Annotated in this window: 13 protein-coding genes; 8 read left to right on the top strand and 5 right to left on the bottom strand. The window is 75.6% G+C overall.

The annotated features are described in order from the left end of the window. Positions 1-11: 11 nt before the first annotated feature. From ABWU78_RS00915 to ABWU78_RS00925, 3 genes are all read left to right on the top strand, one after another. Positions 12-755, top strand: coding sequence for a metal-dependent transcriptional regulator (locus ABWU78_RS00915; RefSeq protein ID WP_253050358.1), 744 nt, complete (start codon positions 12-14; stop codon positions 753-755). 120 nt (positions 756-875) lie between these two features. Then, on the top strand, positions 876-2165 hold the full coding sequence (locus ABWU78_RS00920) for an MFS transporter (protein ID WP_439157275.1): 1290 nt from the start codon (positions 876-878) through the stop codon (positions 2163-2165). A gap of 347 nt (positions 2166-2512) precedes the next feature. Continuing rightward, positions 2513-3169 carry a vitamin K epoxide reductase family protein gene (locus ABWU78_RS00925; RefSeq protein WP_439157276.1) on the top strand — a complete coding sequence of 219 codons (657 nt, stop codon included), beginning with the start codon at positions 2513-2515 and terminating at the stop codon, positions 3167-3169. 49 nt (positions 3170-3218) lie between these two features. Here the strand turns inward: ABWU78_RS00925 and ABWU78_RS00930 are convergent, their stop codons facing one another. After that, on the bottom strand, positions 3219-3665 hold the full coding sequence (locus tag ABWU78_RS00930; RefSeq protein ID WP_253050354.1) for a YbjQ family protein: 447 nt from the start codon (positions 3663-3665) through the stop codon (positions 3219-3221). Between the two features lie 67 nt (positions 3666-3732). Between ABWU78_RS00930 and leuS the strand changes: the two genes are divergently transcribed. After that, positions 3733-6732 carry a leucine--tRNA ligase gene (gene leuS, locus ABWU78_RS00935; RefSeq protein ID WP_439157277.1) on the top strand — a complete coding sequence of 1000 codons (3000 nt, stop codon included), beginning with the start codon at positions 3733-3735 and terminating at the stop codon, positions 6730-6732. 83 nt (positions 6733-6815) lie between these two features. Here leuS and ABWU78_RS00940 read toward each other — a convergent pair whose 3' ends face one another. After that, entirely contained in the window at positions 6816-8786 is a 1971-nt protein-coding gene (locus tag ABWU78_RS00940; protein WP_439157278.1) for a helicase HerA-like domain-containing protein, read from the bottom strand. Between the two features lie 84 nt (positions 8787-8870). On the opposite strand from ABWU78_RS00940, the gene ABWU78_RS00945 reads away from it, so the two are divergent. The 4 genes from ABWU78_RS00945 (at position 8871) to holA (ending at position 14934) form a co-directional block, all read left to right on the top strand. After that, on the top strand, positions 8871-9752 hold the full coding sequence (locus ABWU78_RS00945; protein ID WP_253050351.1) for a DegV family protein: 882 nt from the start codon (positions 8871-8873) through the stop codon (positions 9750-9752). Positions 9753-9920: 168 nt separating this feature from the next. Then, positions 9921-11186, top strand: coding sequence for a helix-hairpin-helix domain-containing protein (locus tag ABWU78_RS00950; RefSeq protein WP_439157279.1), 1266 nt, complete (start codon positions 9921-9923; stop codon positions 11184-11186). Further along, entirely contained in the window at positions 11183-13873 is a 2691-nt protein-coding gene (locus ABWU78_RS00955) for a ComEC/Rec2 family competence protein (protein ID WP_439157280.1), read from the top strand. Before ABWU78_RS00950 ends, ABWU78_RS00955 begins: the two co-directional genes overlap by 4 nt. 50 nt (positions 13874-13923) lie before the next feature. Further along, the gene (gene holA, locus ABWU78_RS00960) at positions 13924-14934 is read left to right on the top strand and encodes a DNA polymerase III subunit delta (protein ID WP_253050345.1); all 1011 of its coding nucleotides are present in this window, start codon (positions 13924-13926) and stop codon (positions 14932-14934) included. 215 nt (positions 14935-15149) lie between these two features. Here holA and rpsT read toward each other — a convergent pair whose 3' ends face one another. From rpsT to ABWU78_RS00975, 3 genes are all read right to left on the bottom strand, one after another. Further along, complete coding sequence (rpsT, locus tag ABWU78_RS00965; protein ID WP_253050343.1) at positions 15150-15410, bottom strand: 30S ribosomal protein S20; 261 nt, start codon at positions 15408-15410, stop codon at positions 15150-15152. A gap of 246 nt (positions 15411-15656) precedes the next feature. Next, positions 15657-16295: a type II toxin-antitoxin system PemK/MazF family toxin gene (locus ABWU78_RS00970; protein WP_439157281.1), complete on the bottom strand. Its 639-nt coding sequence runs from the start codon at positions 16293-16295 to the stop codon at positions 15657-15659. A 104-nt stretch (positions 16296-16399) separates the two neighbouring features. After that, the gene (locus ABWU78_RS00975; RefSeq protein WP_253050339.1) at positions 16400-16978 is read right to left on the bottom strand and encodes a type 1 glutamine amidotransferase domain-containing protein; all 579 of its coding nucleotides are present in this window, start codon (positions 16976-16978) and stop codon (positions 16400-16402) included. Between the last annotated feature and the right edge of the window lie 123 nt (positions 16979-17101).

A 17101-nucleotide genomic window follows, 5' to 3' on the forward strand; every position in this document is an offset into this window, starting at 1 on the left:
AGGGTGGTCGTGTGGACCACCCGACCGACCTGACGCCCGTCGCCCAGGACTACCTCAAGGTCGTCTGGGCCGCCCAGGAGTGGTCGGACGAGAAGGTGACGACCAAGCTCCTCGCCGAGCGCATCGGTGTCGGCGCCTCGACCGTGTCGGAGACGGTGCGCCGGCTCAGCGCCCAGGGCCTCCTCGAGCACGCGCCCTACGGGGCGATCACGCTCACCGAGCGCGGGCGCAGCCTCGCGCTCGCCATGGTGCGACGCCACCGCCTCCTCGAGACCTACCTCGTGTCCGAGCTCGGCTACGGCTGGGACGAGGTGCACGACGAGGCCGAGGTGCTCGAGCACGCCGTCTCCGACCTGCTCATGGAGCGGATCGACGCGCGCCTCGGGCGCCCCACGCGCGACCCCCACGGCGACCCGATCCCCGGCGCCGACGGGACCGTCGTCCGCCCGCCCGCCGTCCCGCTCGCCGACCTCGTCGTGGGGGACCGGGGGACCGTCGTGCGGATCTCCGACGCCGACCCGGACGTCCTGCGCTACCTCGCGGAGATCGGCGTCGGCCTGGACACCGGCGTCGAGGTGCGCGAACGCCGCGAGTACGCGGGCATCCTCTCCGTCGTGTGGTCGCCGCCGGACGCTGCCGGGGCGGGCGTCCGTCCCGACGACGCGTCGGCCGCGCGCCCGACGCCGCCCGCGCAGCTCGGCCTGCGTGCCGCGGACCACGTGTGGGTCGTGCGCGCGGAGCCGGTCCCCGCCTAGACTGGCCGCCTGCCCCTGTTCTCGTCGCCGACGTCGTCGACGATCCTCGAATCGATTCGATCGCTGGTGCTTCGGTCCGAGGTCTCCACCGCCGCCCTGCCACGACGCCCCGAGGACACGATGACCGACAGCACCGCCACGCCCGCGCCCCCCGCGGACGTCCCTCCCACGCGCGCCGGACGCCTGCGCGGGGCCGGGCCCGCGCTCCTCGCGCTCGCGATGGGTGGGTTCACCATCGGCACGACCGAGTTCGCGACGATGGGCCTGCTCTCCGACATCGCGACCGACCTCGACGTCTCGATCCCCACGGCGGGCCACGCCATCACCGCCTACGCCGTCGGCGTGGTCGTCGGGGCGCCGCTGCTCACCGTCGTCGCGGCGCGCCTGCCCCGCAAGACGCTGCTCGTCGCGCTCATGGCGTTCTACACGCTCGGCAACCTGTTCTCCGCGACCGCCGGGAGCATCGAGACGCTCGTCGCCGGCCGGTTCCTCGCGGGGCTGCCGCACGGAGCGTTCTTCGGCGTCGGAGCCGCGGTCGGCGCGGCCGTCGCGGGCCCCGGGCGCCGGGGGCGCGCCGTCGCGACCATGATGGCCGGGCTGACCATCGCCAACGTCGTCGGGGTCCCGCTCTCGACCTTCGCCGGGCAGCAGCTCGGCTGGCGCGCCGCGTTCGTCGTGGTCGGCGGGCTGGGCCTCGTCACGCTCGCCGCCCTGTGGTGGCTCGTCCCGGCCGGTGCGGGGAACGAGGACTCGAGCGTGCGCCGCGAGCTCGGCGCGCTGCGCAACGGGCCGCTGTGGCTCGGATTCGTCGGCGCCGCGGTCGGGTTCGGCGGCATGTTCGCCGTCTACTCCTACGTCGAGCCGACCATCACGCGCGTCACGGGCCTGTCGTCCGCCGCGGTGCCGCTGGTGCTCGCGATCTTCGGCGTCGGCATGACCGTCGGCACCGTCCTCGGCGGCCGGCTCGCCGACCGCTCCGTCATGCGCACCGTCTACCTCGGGTTCGTCTCCACAGGCGTGACGCTCGCGCTGTTCGGCCTCACGGGCCACCACCCCGTCCCCGCCGTGCTGTCGCTCTTCCTGCTCGGCGTCACCTCCCAGGTCCTCGGCCTCGCCCTGCAGACGCGCCTCATGGACCTGTCGCCCGCCGCGCCCTCGCTCGGCGCGGCCCTGTGCCACTCCGCGCTCAACGTCGGCAACGCCAACGGCGCGTTCCTCGGGGGCCTCGTCATCGCCGCCGGCTGGGGCTACCTCGCCCCGGCCTGGACCGGCGTCGTGCTCACTGTCGCCGGCCTGGCGATCATCCTCCTCGTCGGCCGCCGCCCCGCCGGCGTCGCCGGCGTCGTCGGCGCCACCCTGCCCGACGACGCCGGCTCGCCTGCGACCGAGCCGGTCAGCCTGCCGAGGTAGACCCCTGGTCCGCCGAGGTAGAGGCGTGGTCTGCCGGGGTAGAGCCCTGGTCGTCGTGAGCACCGACCGGGTGAGTCGACACCGGGTCGGGGTGGGTGGTGGTGCCGCGTCGTGGTCGGGCCTGGCGGGAGCGACGCGAGGAACGAGCGGCGCGGATGGTAGACGCGGCACCACCACCCACCCCGACCACCCAGGGCAACCACACGCCGTCGTGAAAGGCGACCACGCCTCTACCTCGGCGGACTCCCAGCCGGGACCCAGCGGCGCGCGGTAGGTTGTGCCCTGCGCGCACCGCCGTGCGCCCCGTCACGTCCGGCGCGAGCCGGTGACCCACGAGGAGCGTCCCCGTGAGCAAGAGCGCCACCGCCGGTGCGAGCGTGTCCGCCGACCACGACGACGAGCCGCTGCCGTCGTCCGGTCCCCGCCCGATCAGCATGCGAGCGATGGGCTGGTTGCTCGTGGTGGCCGGCGCGATCGGTCTGGCGGGCTCGGCGGCGCTGGCCATCGAGAAGTTCCTCAAGCTCGCGGACCCGAACCACGTGCCGTCGTGCAGCCTCAACGCGTTGCTCGACTGCGGCGACGCGATGGACTCCTGGCAGGGCTCGCTCCTCGGGTTCCCGAACCCGCTGCTGGGCATCGCGGCGTTCCCCGTCGTCATCACGACGGGCGTCGTGCTGCTCGCGGGCGCGCGGCTCCCACGCTGGTACTGGCTCGCGCTCCTCGGCGGGACGACCCTCGGCATGGGTCTGATCGTCTTCCTCGTCTGGACGACGATGTACGCGATCTCGGCGATGTGCCCGTACTGCATGGTCGTGTGGTTCGCCATGCTGCCGCTCTTCTGGTACCAGGTGGTCCACGCCGTCCAGGAGGGGTACCTGCCCGCGGGCGACGGCGTGCGCCGCACGCTCGTGGGCAACCGGCACCTGTTCCTGGCGATCGGCTACGTCGCGCTCGTCGCGTGGATCCTGCTGGTCAAGGGCCCGATCATCATGACGCTGTTCTGACGCGCGCCGCGGCCCCGCGAGGGTCCGGCCGCGCGGACCGCCGCTGGCGTCAGCGCCAGGCCGGCTGGTCCGGCGCGGCGTCCTGCGGGTAGCCGTGACCGCCCGGCTGCGGGGGAGCGGACGGCGCGCCTTGGGCCTGGTGGGCGGACTGCGCCGTCGCGCCGGGCTGGCCCGCCGGGATCGGCGTGACGACGACGGCGGTGCCGTACGCGCACACCTCCGAGAACGACGCCGCGATCTCGCCCGTGTCGAAGCGCATGCCGACGACGGCGTTCCCGCCGCGGCGCTGCGCCTCCTGGACCATGCGGTGCATGACCTCCTGGCGGGACTCGTAGACGAGCTTCGTGTACTCCGTCACCTCGCCGCCGCCGATCGAGCGGAACGACGCGACGAAGTTCGCGCCGATGTTCGCGCTGCGCACGGTCATGCCCATCACCTCGCCGAGCACCGCGTCGATGCGGTAGCCGGGCACCTCGTTGGTCGTCACGATGATCACGGCGCACATCCTCGCACGGGCCGGACGGCCGCCGTCGCGCCTCCCGTCGGCCGGTAAACTCGGCCGGGTGACCACGCCTGACACCGCCTCGATCCCGCACGCCTCGGACGCCCCCGCCGCGGGCGGCCCCGCCCACCGCTACACGCCGGCGCTCGCGGAGCAGATCGAGCTCAAGTGGCAGGAGCTCTGGGAGCAGCGCGGCACCTTCTGGGCCGCCAACCCCACGGGCGAGCTCACGGACGGCGACGGCCAGGGCCCCGAGGGCGCGAGCCCGTACTTCATCATGGACATGTTCCCGTACCCGTCGGGCGCGGGCCTGCACGTGGGGCACCCCCTCGGGTACATCGCGACGGACGTCGTCGGGCGCTTCCGGCGCATGCGCGGCGAGAACGTGCTGCACGCGCTCGGCTACGACGCGTTCGGCCTGCCCGCCGAGCAGTACGCGGTGCAGACGGGCCAGCACCCGCGCGTGACGACCGAGGCCAACATCGCGAACATGCGGCGCCAGCTGCGCCGCCTCGGCCTGGCGCACGACTCGCGCCGCACGTTCGCGACGATCGACCCCGACTACGTGCGCTGGACGCAGTGGATCTTCCTGCAGATCTTCGACTCCTGGTACGACGCGGAAGCGCTGCGGCCCGACGGCGGTCGCGGCCGGGCGCGCCGCATCGCCGAGCTCGAGGCCGAGCTCGCGTCGGGCGCGCGATCGGTGCCGGCCGGCGTCGACGGTGTCGAGGAGGGGGCCGACTGGGCGACGCTCACGCCCCAGCAGCGCCGCGCCGTCGTCGACTCCCAGCGCCTCGCGTACGTGGACGAGTCGCCCGTGAACTGGGCCCCCGGCCTGGGCACGGTCCTCGCGAACGAGGAGGTCACGGCCGACGGCCGCTCCGAGCGCGGCAACTTCCCGGTCTTCCAGCGCAGCCTGCGCCAGTGGAAGATGCGCATCACGGCGTACGCCGACCGGCTCGCCGACGACCTCGACCTCATCGACTGGCCGGAGAAGGTCACGGCGATGCAGCGCAACTGGATCGGGCGCAGCGAGGGCGCGCTCGTGCGGTTCGCCGTGCTCGGCACGCCCGACGGCGCCAACGACGCCGCGGCGGAGTCCGGCACCGAGATCGAGGTCTTCACGACCCGCCCGGACACGCTGTTCGGCGCCACGTTCATGGTCGTCTCGCCCGAGCACCCGCTGCTCGACGAGGTCCCGGCGCACTGGCCCGACGGCACGTCGAGCGCGTGGACCGGCGGGCACCGCTCGCCGGTCGAGGCCGTCGCCGCCTACCGTCGCGAGGCCGCGGCGAAGACGGCGGTCGAGCGCCAGGCCGACGCGGGCAAGAAGACGGGCGTGTTCACCGGGCACCTCGCGGTGAACCCGGTGAACGGCCAGACGATCCCGGTCTTCACCGCCGACTACGTCCTCATGGGCTACGGCACCGGCGCGATCATGGCCGTCCCGGGCGGCGACGAGCGCGACTTCGCGTTCGCCGAGGCGTTCGGGCTGCCGGTCGTGCGCACGGTCGAGCCCGAGGGCGGGCTCCCCGAGGACTTCACGGGCCCGTACACGGGCGACGGGGTCGCCGTCCGCTCGTCGAACGACGAGGTGTCGCTCGACGGTCTCGACGTGGCGGAGGCCAAGCGACGCATCACGGAGTGGCTCGTCGCCAAGGGCCTCGGCGAGGGCACCACGACCTACCGCCTCCGCGACTGGCTGTTCAGCCGCCAGCGCTACTGGGGCGAGCCGTTCCCGATCGTCTGGGACGAGAACGACCAGCCCGTCGCGATCCCCGACGCGCTGCTGCCCGTCGACCTGCCGGACGTCCCGGACTACGCGCCCCGCACGTTCGACCCGGACGACGCCGACTCGTCGCCCGAGGCGCCGCTCGGCCGCAACGACGAGTGGGTCAACGTCACGCTCGACCTCGGCGACGGCCCTAAGCAGTACCGCCGCGACACCAACACCATGCCCAACTGGGCGGGGTCGTGCTGGTACTACCTGCGCTACCTCGACCCGCGGTGGGACGGCGGCGCGGACGACGTCGTGGTCGACGGCGGCCTCGAGCGCTACTGGATGGGCCCGGAGCACAACCCGAGCGCGGGCCGCGCCGGGGGCGTGGACCTGTACGTCGGTGGCGTCGAGCACGCCGTCCTGCACCTGCTCTACGCGCGCTTCTGGCACAAGGTCCTCTACGACCTGGGCCACGTGACGAGCGTCGAGCCGTTCCACAAGCTCTTCAACCAGGGCTACGTCCAGGCGTACGCGTTCACCGACGCGCGCGGCCAGTACGTGCCGGCCGCCGAGGTCACGGAGGAGCCGGCGTCCGACGGCTCGGGCGAGGTCGTGTACCGCTGGAACGGCGAGGTCGTGCAGCGCGAGTACGGCAAGATGGGCAAGTCGCTCAAGAACGTCGTCACGCCCGACGAGATGTACGCCGAATACGGCGCCGACACGTTCCGCGTCTACGAGATGTCGATGGGTCCGCTCGACCTGTCGCGCCCGTGGGAGACGCGCGCCGTCGTGGGGTCGCAGCGGTTCCTGCAGCGGCTGTGGCGCAACGTCGTCTCGGAGGAGACCGGCGAGCTGACGGTCGTCGACGAGCCCGCCGACGCCGCGACCCTGCGTGCCGTGCACCGCGCCATCGCCGACGTGCGCGTCGAGATGGAGCACATGCGCCCCAACACGGCGATCGCGAAGCTCATCACGCTCAACAACCACCTCACGTCACTCGACCGAGTGCCGCGCGAGGCCGTCGAGCCGCTCGTGCTCATGACCGCTCCCGTCGCGCCGCACATCGCGGAGGAGCTGTGGGAGCGTCTGGGCCACGACCGCTCGCTCGCGCACGAGCCCTTCCCGACGGCCGACGAGCGCTACCTCGTCGAGGACACCGTGACGTGCGTCGTCCAGGTCAAGGGCAAGGTGCGCGCCCGCCTGGAGGTGCCGCCGTCGATCACGGAGGAGGATCTCACCGCCGCCGCGCTCGCAGAGCCGAACGTCGTGCGAGCGATCGACGGCGCCGAGGTCCGCAAGGTCATCGTCCGCGCCCCGAAGCTGGTCAACATCGTCGTCTGAGTCCCCGACCTGGTCGTGGGCATGAAATGGGCCCGGTTTCGACTCCGAAACCGGGCCCATCTCACGCCCACAGCACGTGGGGGTCAGCGGCGGCGGGTGCCGAAGATGGTGCGGGTGAGCTCGCGGCCGAGCTGGGTGCCGGCGGAGCGGAGGAACGAGTCGAGCGGGCTCGACGACCGCGACCGTGACGACCCGCCCGATCCTGAGCGGCTCTTCGCCGCGTCGCGCTCGAGCTTCGCGCGCATCTTCTCCAGCTCCGCCTGCTCCTTCTTCGCCGCGCGCTCGGCCTCCTTGGCGGCGTCCTTGGCCGCCTTCTCCTGGGCCGCCGCCTCGGCCTCAGCGGCGGCGGTCGCGTCCCGCGCCGCCGCCTGCTCCTGCACGCGCACCTGCAGGAGCTCGAACGCGGACTCGTTGTCGACCGCCGTGCCGTAGCGCGCGAAGGCCGGCGACGCAGCCACGATCCCCTCGAGCACGGTCGTGGGCGCGGGCTCCATCGACGACTGCGGTGCCCGCACGCGCGTCCAGGCGACCGGGGTCGGCGCGCCCTTCTCCGTGAGGACCGTGACGACGGCCTCGCCCGTGCCGAGCGACTGCAGCAGCCGTTCGAGGTCGTACGGCGAGGTCGGATACGTCCGCACGGCCGCGCGGAGGGCGGCGGCGTCGTCGGGCGTGAAGGCGCGCAGCGCGTGCTGGACGCGGTTGCCGAGCTGTGCGAGCACGTCGGCGGGGACGTCCTTGGGGCTCTGCGTCACGAAGAACACGCCGACGCCCTTCGACCGCACGAGCCGGACGGTCTGCACCACTTGCTGGAGGAACTCCTTCGACGCGCCCGTGAACAGCAGGTGCGCCTCGTCGAAGAAGAAGACGAGCTTCGGCTTCTCCGCGTCCCCGACCTCGGGCAGCTCCTGGAACAGGTCGGCCAGCAGCCACATGAGGAACGTCGAGAACAGCGCGGGGCGGTCCTGCACCGCGGGCAGCTCGAGCGCGGAGATCACTCCCCGGCCGTCCGGTGCGGTGCGCAGCAGGTCCGACGTCGCGAACGCGGGCTCGCCGAAGAACACGTCCGCGCCCTGCGCCTGCAGGGCGACGATCTCGCGCAGGATGACCCCCGCCGTCGCGCTCGACACCCCGCCGATCCCCTTGAGCTCCGCCTTGCCCTCGTCCGACGTGAGGTACGCGATCGTCGACTGGAGGTCCTTGAGGTCGAGCAGCGCGAGACCCTGGGCGTCGGCCCAGTGGAAGATCAGCCCGAGGCTCGACTCCTGCGTCTCGTTGAGCCCGAGGACCTTGGACAGCAGCAGCGGACCGAAGTCCGTGACGGTCGTGCGGATCGGCACGCCGGTCCCCAGACCGCCGAGCGAGTAGAGCTCGACGGGAAAGGTCGTCGGGCTCCAGTCCTGCCCGATCGACGCCGAGCGCTCCACGATCTTCTCGTTCGGCTCGCCGGGCACGGCGAGCCCGGACAGGTCGCCCTTGACGTCCGCGAGGAACACGGGCACACCAGCGGCCGACAGCCCTTCCGCCATGCCCTGGAGCGTCTTCGTCTTGCCGGTCCCGGTCGCGCCCGCGACGAGCCCGTGCCGGTTGAGCATGCTCAGGGCGAACCCCACCTGCACGTCGGCGCGCGGCGTCGGGTCGCCGCCCGGGTCGCCTTCGAGCAGCGCGCCGAGCGCGAGCGTGCCGCCCCGGTACGCGTAGCCGGTCGCGACCTCGGCGGCGTAGCCCTCGAGCGGCCCGGTGCCCGACGGCGCAGCCTCCTCGGCAGGCGCGCGACCCTCCGCGCTCGGCTCGGTGCCCGACGACGTGCCCCCCTCGCGGGATCCGCTCGCCTCGGCTGGACCGGCGGTGCCCGGGGGCGTGCCGGTCGCCGACGCGTCGGCGCCCTCGGGAGCCGAGGTCTCGGGGGCCGTGTCGGCCCGCGCGGCCGCCTCCGCGGCCTCGAGGGCCGCCTGCGCGGCGGCGGCTCTGGCCTCGGCGGCCTCGGCGGCGGCCTGCGCGGCGGCCGCGCGCAGGGCGGCGAGCTCGGTCGGGGACTGTGCGGCGTCGTCGGCCATGCTCGGATCGTAGGGGCGGCACCGCGGGGGCGCAGCCGGGCCGGGATGCGCGACGGCCCGCGCGGGCCGTAAGGTGGCGCGGCCATGACCGACCACCACGTGCACGTCGTCACCGACTCGACGGCGTCCCTCCCGTCCGTCCCCGAGGAGCGGCTCCGGTCCGTCCCGCTGCACGTGATCGTCGACGACGAGTCCTCGCTCGAGGGAGTCGGGCTCACCGCCGAGGACGTGGCCGCGCACCTGCAGGCCGGTCGCCGGGTCACGACGTCGCAGCCGACGCCCCGGGCGTTCGCCGAGGCGTACGCCGCCGCCGTCGCCGCGGGCGCGCGCGAGATCGTCTCCGTCCATCTCTCGGGCGAGCTGTCGGGCACGGTGCACGCGGCCGCGCTCGCGGCGGCGGACGCACCGGTCCCGGTGCGGGTCGTGGACTCCCGGACCGTCGCGATGGGGCTGGGCTTCGCGGCGCGGGCCGCCGCCCGTGCCGCGGGAGCGGGGGAGAGCGCGGACGTGGTCGCCCGGCGCGCCATCGAGGTCGCCGACGCGAGCCGCGCCGTCTTCCTCGTCGACTCGCTCGACCATCTCCGCCGTGGGGGCCGCCTCAGCGCGGCGTCCGCGGCGTTGGGGACGGTGCTCGGCGTGCGACCGCTGCTGGCCGTGCGGGAGGGCAGGATCGAGGTCGTGCAGAAGGTCCGGACCAGGGCCGCGGCGGTCGAGCGGCTGACGACGGTCGCCGTCGAGTCCGCGGCGCGCCGGGCGCTGCCCGCGCTCGCGGTCCACCACGTCGGGGACGAGGCGGGCGCGCAGCGGCTCGCGTCCGAGCTGACCGCGCGCACCGGCCTGGACGTCGTGGTCACCCCCGTCAGCGCCGTGCTGGGCGCCCACGTGGGACCGGGCGTGCTGGCCGTCGTCGTCGCCGAGCTCGCGGACCGCGGCTCGGGCGTCGAGGGCGGTTCGACCGCGCGCTGAGCCCCGGGCGTCGCGGACAGTTCGACGCGCGCCGAGACCCGTCGGTCCTCCGTCCGCGGCGAGGGCGTGCCGGTCGTGGCCGTGCACAGGGCCGTCGACGGAGCGTCCCGTCCCCAGGAGCCTTCGACGAGCGGGATCCTCCCGACCCATGCTCCGTACGGTCGCGGCGTGAGCACCCCACGACCCGAGCCGCGTCAGCACGCCCGTCCCGGTCGCGACCCCGCCCGAGAGGGTGCGGTCGTCCGCCAGCGCCTGCGCGCGGTGACCGGGGCCGAGCGGCCCGCGCTCGCCTGGCACCCCGCGACCGCGGCGCTCCCGCAGCTCGGACCGCCGCACGACGGCGACGCCGCGCCCGCCGTCGACCCGTGGCCGGACGGTCTCCGCACGGCGGAGCCCGACCCCGTGGGCGACGGCGCGGCGCCCGCCCCCGTCGCGGAGCTCCCCGCACGCCGCAGCGAGCCGCTCATGCGCGAACGGGGCGGTCTCCGCGGGCGTGGTCGTGCTGAGGAGCCGGAGAACGCGAGGCCCGGCTGGCTCCCGCCGCGTCCCGACGTGGACGAGGGCCGAGGCACCGACCCGGCGGCAGCAGCCGGACCCCACGAGCCCGACGGCCTCGCGGGTCCGGACGGCGAGGCGGTCGACCGGCTGCGCTCCCGCGCTGCCCGGACCGCGTCCACGGCGTACACCGCGGCGTACGGGCACCCCACGTCCCACGCGGGGTTCGCGGGGCTCGGCGACGAGGGCAGGCGCCGGTGGGCGCTGCGGCCCCGGGTCGCGGCCGCGGCGCTGGTCGTCGTGCTCCTTCTCGCGGCCGGGGTCGTCGTGCTGCGGTCCTCGGCCGGCGGCGTCACCCCGGTCGCGCCCCTCGACGCGGCGCCCACGGGCGGCTCCTCGACAGAGGCCGCCGTGACCTCGTCGGACGCCGACGGGACGGCGGGCGGCGCGGCCCCGGCCGGGGCGGGCGACGAGGATGCGAGCGCCGCGTCCGAGGGCGTGCCGTCGGGCGGGGTGGTCGTGCACGTGGTGGGCCAGGTCGTCGCGCCGGGCCTCGTGACCGTCGCCGCCGACGCGCGCGTCGCCGACGCGCTCGACGCCGCGGGCGGGGCGACCGCGGAGGCCGACCTCGCCGCGCTGAACCTCGCCCGGACGGTGACCGACGGCGAGCAGATCGTCGTCCCGCGCCCCGGCGAGGCGGTGCCCGCCGCGGGGTCGGCACCACCGTCGGGAGGGTCTGCCGCGGACGGCACGGTCGACCTCAACACGGCCGACGCGGCGGCGCTCGACGCGCTGCCCGGGATCGGGCCCGTGCTCGCCGAGCGCATCGTGGCGTGGCGGGAGGAGAACGGTCCGTTCACCACGGTCGACGAGCTCGGCGAGGTGAGCGGGATCGGGCCTGCCGTCCTCGCGGACGTGCGCGACCTCGTCCGCGTGTGAGCGACCTGCGGCTCGTCCCGGCGGCGCTCGCGGCGTGGGGGACGGCGTTCCTCGCGGCCGGCGCGACGCCGGCGGCGGCCCTGCGCGGTGCGTCGGTCGCCGTCGTGCTGCTGGGCGTCGTGCTCGGGGTGCTGCTGCTCGGAGGACGACGTGGCCGCCGCGGGACGCCGACGGCTCCGCGGATCGCCACCTCCCCGGGCGCCGCGCGCGTGCCGTCGGGGCCGGGAGACCGACGACGTCCGGCGCGCCCCGACCGGCCCACCCGGTCGGGGCGGGCCGGGAGCGTGCTGGCACAGGGCGCACTGGTGGTCGCGTGCGTCGCGGCGGTGCTCCTGTCCGCAGGGGCGCAGCTCGCCGACCGGCAGGCGCTCGCCGACGTGGCCGGCGAGGGCGCGACGGCGACGGTCACCGCGGTGGTGCGCTCCGCCGTCGTGCCGCGGACGAACCCGTGGTCGGGTGCCGCCGACCGTCACGAGGTGCGCGTCTCCCTGCGCGAGCTCACCGCGCGCGGCGTGACCACCGTGGCGGCCGGCACCGTCGTCGTGACGGGGCCCGGCGACGGCTGGGACGACCTCGCCTACGGGGCGGCGGTCGTGGTGACGGGCCGGCTGGCGGTCCAGGGCGACCGGACGTTGCTGCGGACGGAGGGGGCGCCGCGCGTCGTGGAGCCACCGGGCGCGTTCCTGCGCGGCGTGCACGCCATGCGTCGGGGGCTCCTCGATGCGACCGACGGGCTGAGCCCGCAGGCGCGGGGGCTCGTCCCGGGCGTGGCGGTCGGTGACACCTCGCGGCTCGACCCCGCGCTGGACGAGGCGATGCGGACGACGTCGCTCACGCACGTCACGGCCGTCTCCGGCGGCCACTTCGCGATCGTCGTCACCTGCGTGGCCGCGCTGTGCGTCCTCGCCCGCGCGCCCCGCGGGGCGCGCGTGGTCGTCACGGGTGCGGCCATGGTCGGGTTCGTCGTGCTGGTCCACCCGGAGCCCAGCGTGCTGCGGGCGGCGGCGATGGGTGCCGTCGGGGTGGTCGGCATCGCGCTCGGCAGGCCGTCGCGCGCCGTCGCCGCGCTCGCGGCGGGCGTCGTCGTCCTGCTCGTCCTCGATCCCGGGCTCGCCCGCTCGTACGGGTTCGTGCTCTCCGTCGCGGCGACGGCCGGGCTCGCGCTCCTCGCGGCGCCGCTCGCGCGCCGGATGGCCCCGTGGTGCGGGCGGACCGCCGCGCACGTGGTCGCGGTGCCCGTCGCCGCCCAGGCCGCGTGCGCCCCGGTGCTCGTGCTGCTCGACCCGAGCGTGAGCACCTGGTCCGTCCCCGCCAACCTGGTCGCGGCCCCGGCGCTCGGTCCCGCGACCGTCCTGGGAGTGCTCGCGACCCTCGTCGCGCCGTGGTGGCCGGGCGCGGCGACGGCGCTCGCGTGGGCCGCCGGGATCTTCACGGGGTGGATCGCCGGCGTCGCCGAGGCGTTCGCGGGTCTGCCCGGTGCGCGGCTGCCCTGGCCCGGGGGCGTCGGCGGTCTGGTCCTGCTGGCGCTCGGGACGGTCGTGCTGCTCGCCGTCGTGCTCCGGTCGCGCGCGCTGCACGAGGCGGGGGAGCGGCGCGCCCTCCGACGCGCGTCGTCGCCACCCCTGCGCGACCGCGTCGCCCGGACGGTCCGCGTCGCCCGACGGCGGGTGTCGGGCGGGCGCGGACGCCTCGCGTGGCCGGGTGCGGCGCCGCGGCGCCCTCGCCGGAGCCCGGGTCAGGTCGTCGCCGGCGGGGTCGCCGCGGCGGTCCTGGCGGTGCTCGTCGTCGTGCTCGTGCGACCGCTCGCCGTGTCGGCCGGACCGGTGCCGTCGGACTGGGCCGTGGTCGCGTGCGACGTCGGGCAGGGCGACGCCCTCGTGCTGCGCTCCGGGCCCCGGTCCGCGGTCGTCGTCGACGTGGGGCCACCCGGAACCGCGGCGGGCGGCTGCCTCGACCGGCTCGGCGTCGACCGGGTCGACCTGCTCGTCCTCAGCCACTTCCACGCCGACCACGTGGGCGGTCTCGACGCCGTCCTGCGCGGCCGCGCGGTCGAGCGCGCGCTCGTGACCGCCACGGCGGATCCCCCGGAGCAGGCCGAGAGGACGCTCGCCGCGCTCGCCGAGGCGGGCGTCCCGGTCCAGGTGGCGACGGCGGGCGCCGTCGGCAGCGAGGGCGGTGACGGCACCGCCGCGGGTGTGCGGTGGGAGGTGCTCCAGGCCGGGGTGGGCGGCGGACGCTCGGGAGCCGCGCGGGGACCCGGCCCGTCGCCCGCCGGGTCAGGTGCCGCCTCGTCGGGCGGAGCCCGGACGGAGTCCGACGGCGGGGCGAACGACGCGAGCGTGGCGCTCCTCCTGCGCGTGGCGGGGATGGACGTCGTCGCGCTCGGCGACCTGGAGGACGCCGGCCAGGCAGCCCTCGCGCGGACCCTCGCGCAGCGCGGCTCCGGACCCGTCGACGTCGTCAAGGTCGCGCACCACGGCTCGGCGACGCAGTCCGACCGGCTCGCCGGTCTGCTCGCCCCGACGGTCGCGCTCGTCAGCTCGGGCGAGAACACCTACGGGCACCCGACGGACCGGGCCCTCGACCTCTACCGAGGCGTCGGCGCGACGGTGCTGCGGACGGACGCCTGCGGGACGTTCGCGCTCGTCGTGCGCGACGGCGTCCTCGCCGCGGCGGGCTGCGGCTGAACGGCGCCGGCGTTTCTCGTCCGGTGGGTGGCTCGTGGGAGGCTGGTGCCATGCCCGCGCCGACCCGCACCGCCCGACCGTCCGCCGGCCCGTCGCTCGCGTGGGACGACGTCCGGCTCGCGCCGGTCGTGCTGGTGCAGGGTCCCGAGTCGCTCCTGGCCGAGCGGGCCGTGGACGCGATCGTCGGGCTCGCGCGCGAGCGGGACCCCGAGGTCGAGAAGGTCACGATGGAGGCCGCCACGTACCAGGCGGGGATGCTCACCGTCGCGGCGAGCCCGTCGTTGTTCGGCGAGGCGAAGGTCGTCGTGGTCGAGGGCGCGGAGGCGGCGACGGACGCGCTCGTCGCCGACGTCGTGGACTACGTCCCGACCGCCGACCCGGAGACGACCGTCGTCGTCGTGCACGGGGGCGGGGTGCGGGGCAAGCGCATGCTCGACGCGATCAAGGCCAGCGGGGCGCCCGTCGTCGCGGTCGAGGCGATCAAGAAGGACTCCGACAAGACCGCCTTCGTCACCGCCGAGTTCCGCCGCGCCCGCCGACGCATCGACGCGTCGGGGGTGCGCGCCCTCGTCGAGGCGGTCGGCAACGACCTCCGCGAGCTCGCCGCCGCGTGCAGCCAGCTCGTCACCGACACGGACGGCACCGTGAGCGAGGCCGTCGTGGACCGGTACTACGGAGGCAGGGTCGAGGCGACCGGCTTCCGCGTCGCCGACGCCGCCGTCGCCGGGAACGCGGGGGAGGCCGTCGCGCTCCTGCGCCACGCGCTCGCGACCGGCGCCGACCCGGTGCCGCTCGTCGCGGCGCTCGCCATGAAGCTCCGCGCGCTCGCGAAGGTCGGCGCGATGCGCGGCCGGGGCGGCGTCGCGGCCAAGGACCTCGGGCTCGCCCCCTGGCAGGTCGACCGGGCGCGCCGCGAGCTCGCGGGCTGGACCCCCGAAGGACTCGCCACGGCGATCAGCGCCGTCGCGCAGGCCGACGCGGAGGTCAAGGGCGCGGGGCGGGACCCGGTGTTCGCCGTCGAGCGCGCGGTCCTCACCATCGCGCGTGCCCACGGCCGCTGAGCGCGCGACGGGCTGTCGGCGCCGGACCACGGCTCTACCTCGCCGGACCACGGCTCTACCTCGACCGACCACGGTTCTACCTCGTGGGGCGTGGGTGCTCTCCCGTCGCACGCACGGAGGGGCGCTGACCCGTGCGGGTCGGCGCCCCTCCGTGGGAAGCCTGTGCGGCCGTCGTGACGCTCAGCGTGTCACGCCGACGCGGGCGAACCGTGCGCTCAGAGAGCGTTGACGGCCTTCGCGATGGCCGACTTGCGGTTCGCGGCCTGGTTCGCGTGGATGACGCCCTTCGAGACGGCCTTGTCGAGCTTGCGCGACGCAGCCTGGAGCGCGGTGCTCGCCGCCTCCTTGTCGCCCGCGGCGACGGCCTCGCGCACGCGGCGCACGTACGTCTTGAGCTCGGACTTGACCGCCTTGTTGCGCAGGCGAGCCTTCTCGTTCGTGCGGATGCGCTTGATCTGGGACTTGATGTTTGCCACGTGTGGACTCTCTGGTTCTGTTCGCCGGAGCGAGCGGATAGGTCGTAGAGGGCGGCCCTAGCTCCGGGACTGGGGTGGGGAACCCGTGGAGAGGTGCTGGGGCTGTGCCCGCCGACCTGGGCGGACACGCGACCACCAAGACTACCAGCGGTCGTGGTCCGAACTCCAATCCGCAGGAGCTCCCACGGGACAGCAGCGCGACGTCGCCCGCGCCGAGTCCCGGACGGACGCCCCCGCTCCACGGGATCAGCGGTGCTGCGAGATGCCCGCCACCACGCGGTCGAAGACGTCGCGCCCCACGACGGCGCCCTCCCGTCGGACGGCGGCCGGGTCGACGCGGAGCACGCGGTCGAGCCGGACCTCGCTGTCGCGCCCCTTCGCGTCCCAGGGGCCCGACCCGATGTCGAGCCAGTAGCGGCCCCAGCGCGCCTCGTCGCGGGCGTCGCGCGAGTGGTCCTTGCTCGTGAGCATGACGCCCAGCAGCCAGGCGCCGTCCGACCCGACGAGCAGGACCGGCCGGTCCTTGCCCTGCGTGTGGTCCTCCTCGTAGGGCACCCAGGTCCAGACGATCTCCCCGGGGTCCGGGTCGCCGTCGAGCCGCGGCGCGTACTGCGCGCGCACCCGGCCCTCGTAGTCGCCGGGGTACCCGCCGACCGGTCCGTCGCCCGACCCGCCGCGCGCGGGCGTGCGGGGCCGGGCCGGGGACGACGGTCGCGGTCCCGGGCGCGGGGAGGGGGTCCGCGCCGGCGACGGGCGCTCGCGTCCCGGCGCGCGCGTCGCGGCCGTTCCCGAGCCGCCCTGCGCACCCTGCGACGAGCGCGTGAGCCCGGAGACGACGGCGCGGGCCGCGTCGGTGAGAAGTCCCAGCCATCGGTTGCGTGCCACGCGCGCACCCTACCGGGCGGGCGGTGTCGCGGTGCCCGCAGCGTGCGGACGGCGTCGGTCCCCGCCGCAGGTCTCGGCCGCGGGACCGTCGAGCACCGGCCTGCTCAGCCGGCCAGGACGGCGTCCACCTCGCGCAGGAAGGCGTCGAGGTCGCCGGGATCGCGCGACGTGACGAGCGTGTAGCCGTCGTCGTCGCGCACGACGGGGCGGTCCACCCAGGCGCCGCCCGCGTTGAGCACGTCGGTCTCGAGCGACGGGTAGCTCGTGAGGGTCTTGCCCTCGACCGCCGCGGCCTCGACGAGGGCCCAGGGCCCGTGGCAGATCGACGCGACGGGCTTGCCGGCGGTCGTGAACGCGCGGACGAGGCTCACGGCGTCGTCCTGCAGGCGCAGCGCGTCGGCGTTGATCGTGCCTCCGGGCACGAGCAGCAGGTCGTACTCGGCAGGGTCGGCGTCGGCGTGCGTGAGCGTCGGCGTGACGGTGCGGCCGGGGTCCTTGTCGCCGACCAGGGTCTGCACGTCGTCCGCGGACACCGCGGCGACGTCGACCTCCACCCCCTCGCCGCGCAGGTGCTCGAGCGGCACGACGAGCTCGTCCTGCTCGACGCCGTAGTTCGTCACGATCGCCAGCACGCGACGGCCGCGGGGACGGCCGGAGGTCCGGTGCGCGGTGTCCTGGGCCATGAGCGCTCCTCTCGTCGCCGGTCGGCCCGGTGCGGCCGGCCGGTCCTCCACGCTAGGTCGGCTCGCCGCGCCCCGCAGGGCGGGCGGGTGCCGGACGCCGGACGTGGGACAATGGATGCTCCC

It is taken from the genome of Cellulosimicrobium sp. CpK407 (genome assembly GCF_051844275.1).
GTDB classification, from domain to species: domain Bacteria; phylum Actinomycetota; class Actinomycetes; order Actinomycetales; family Cellulomonadaceae; genus Cellulosimicrobium; species Cellulosimicrobium cellulans_G.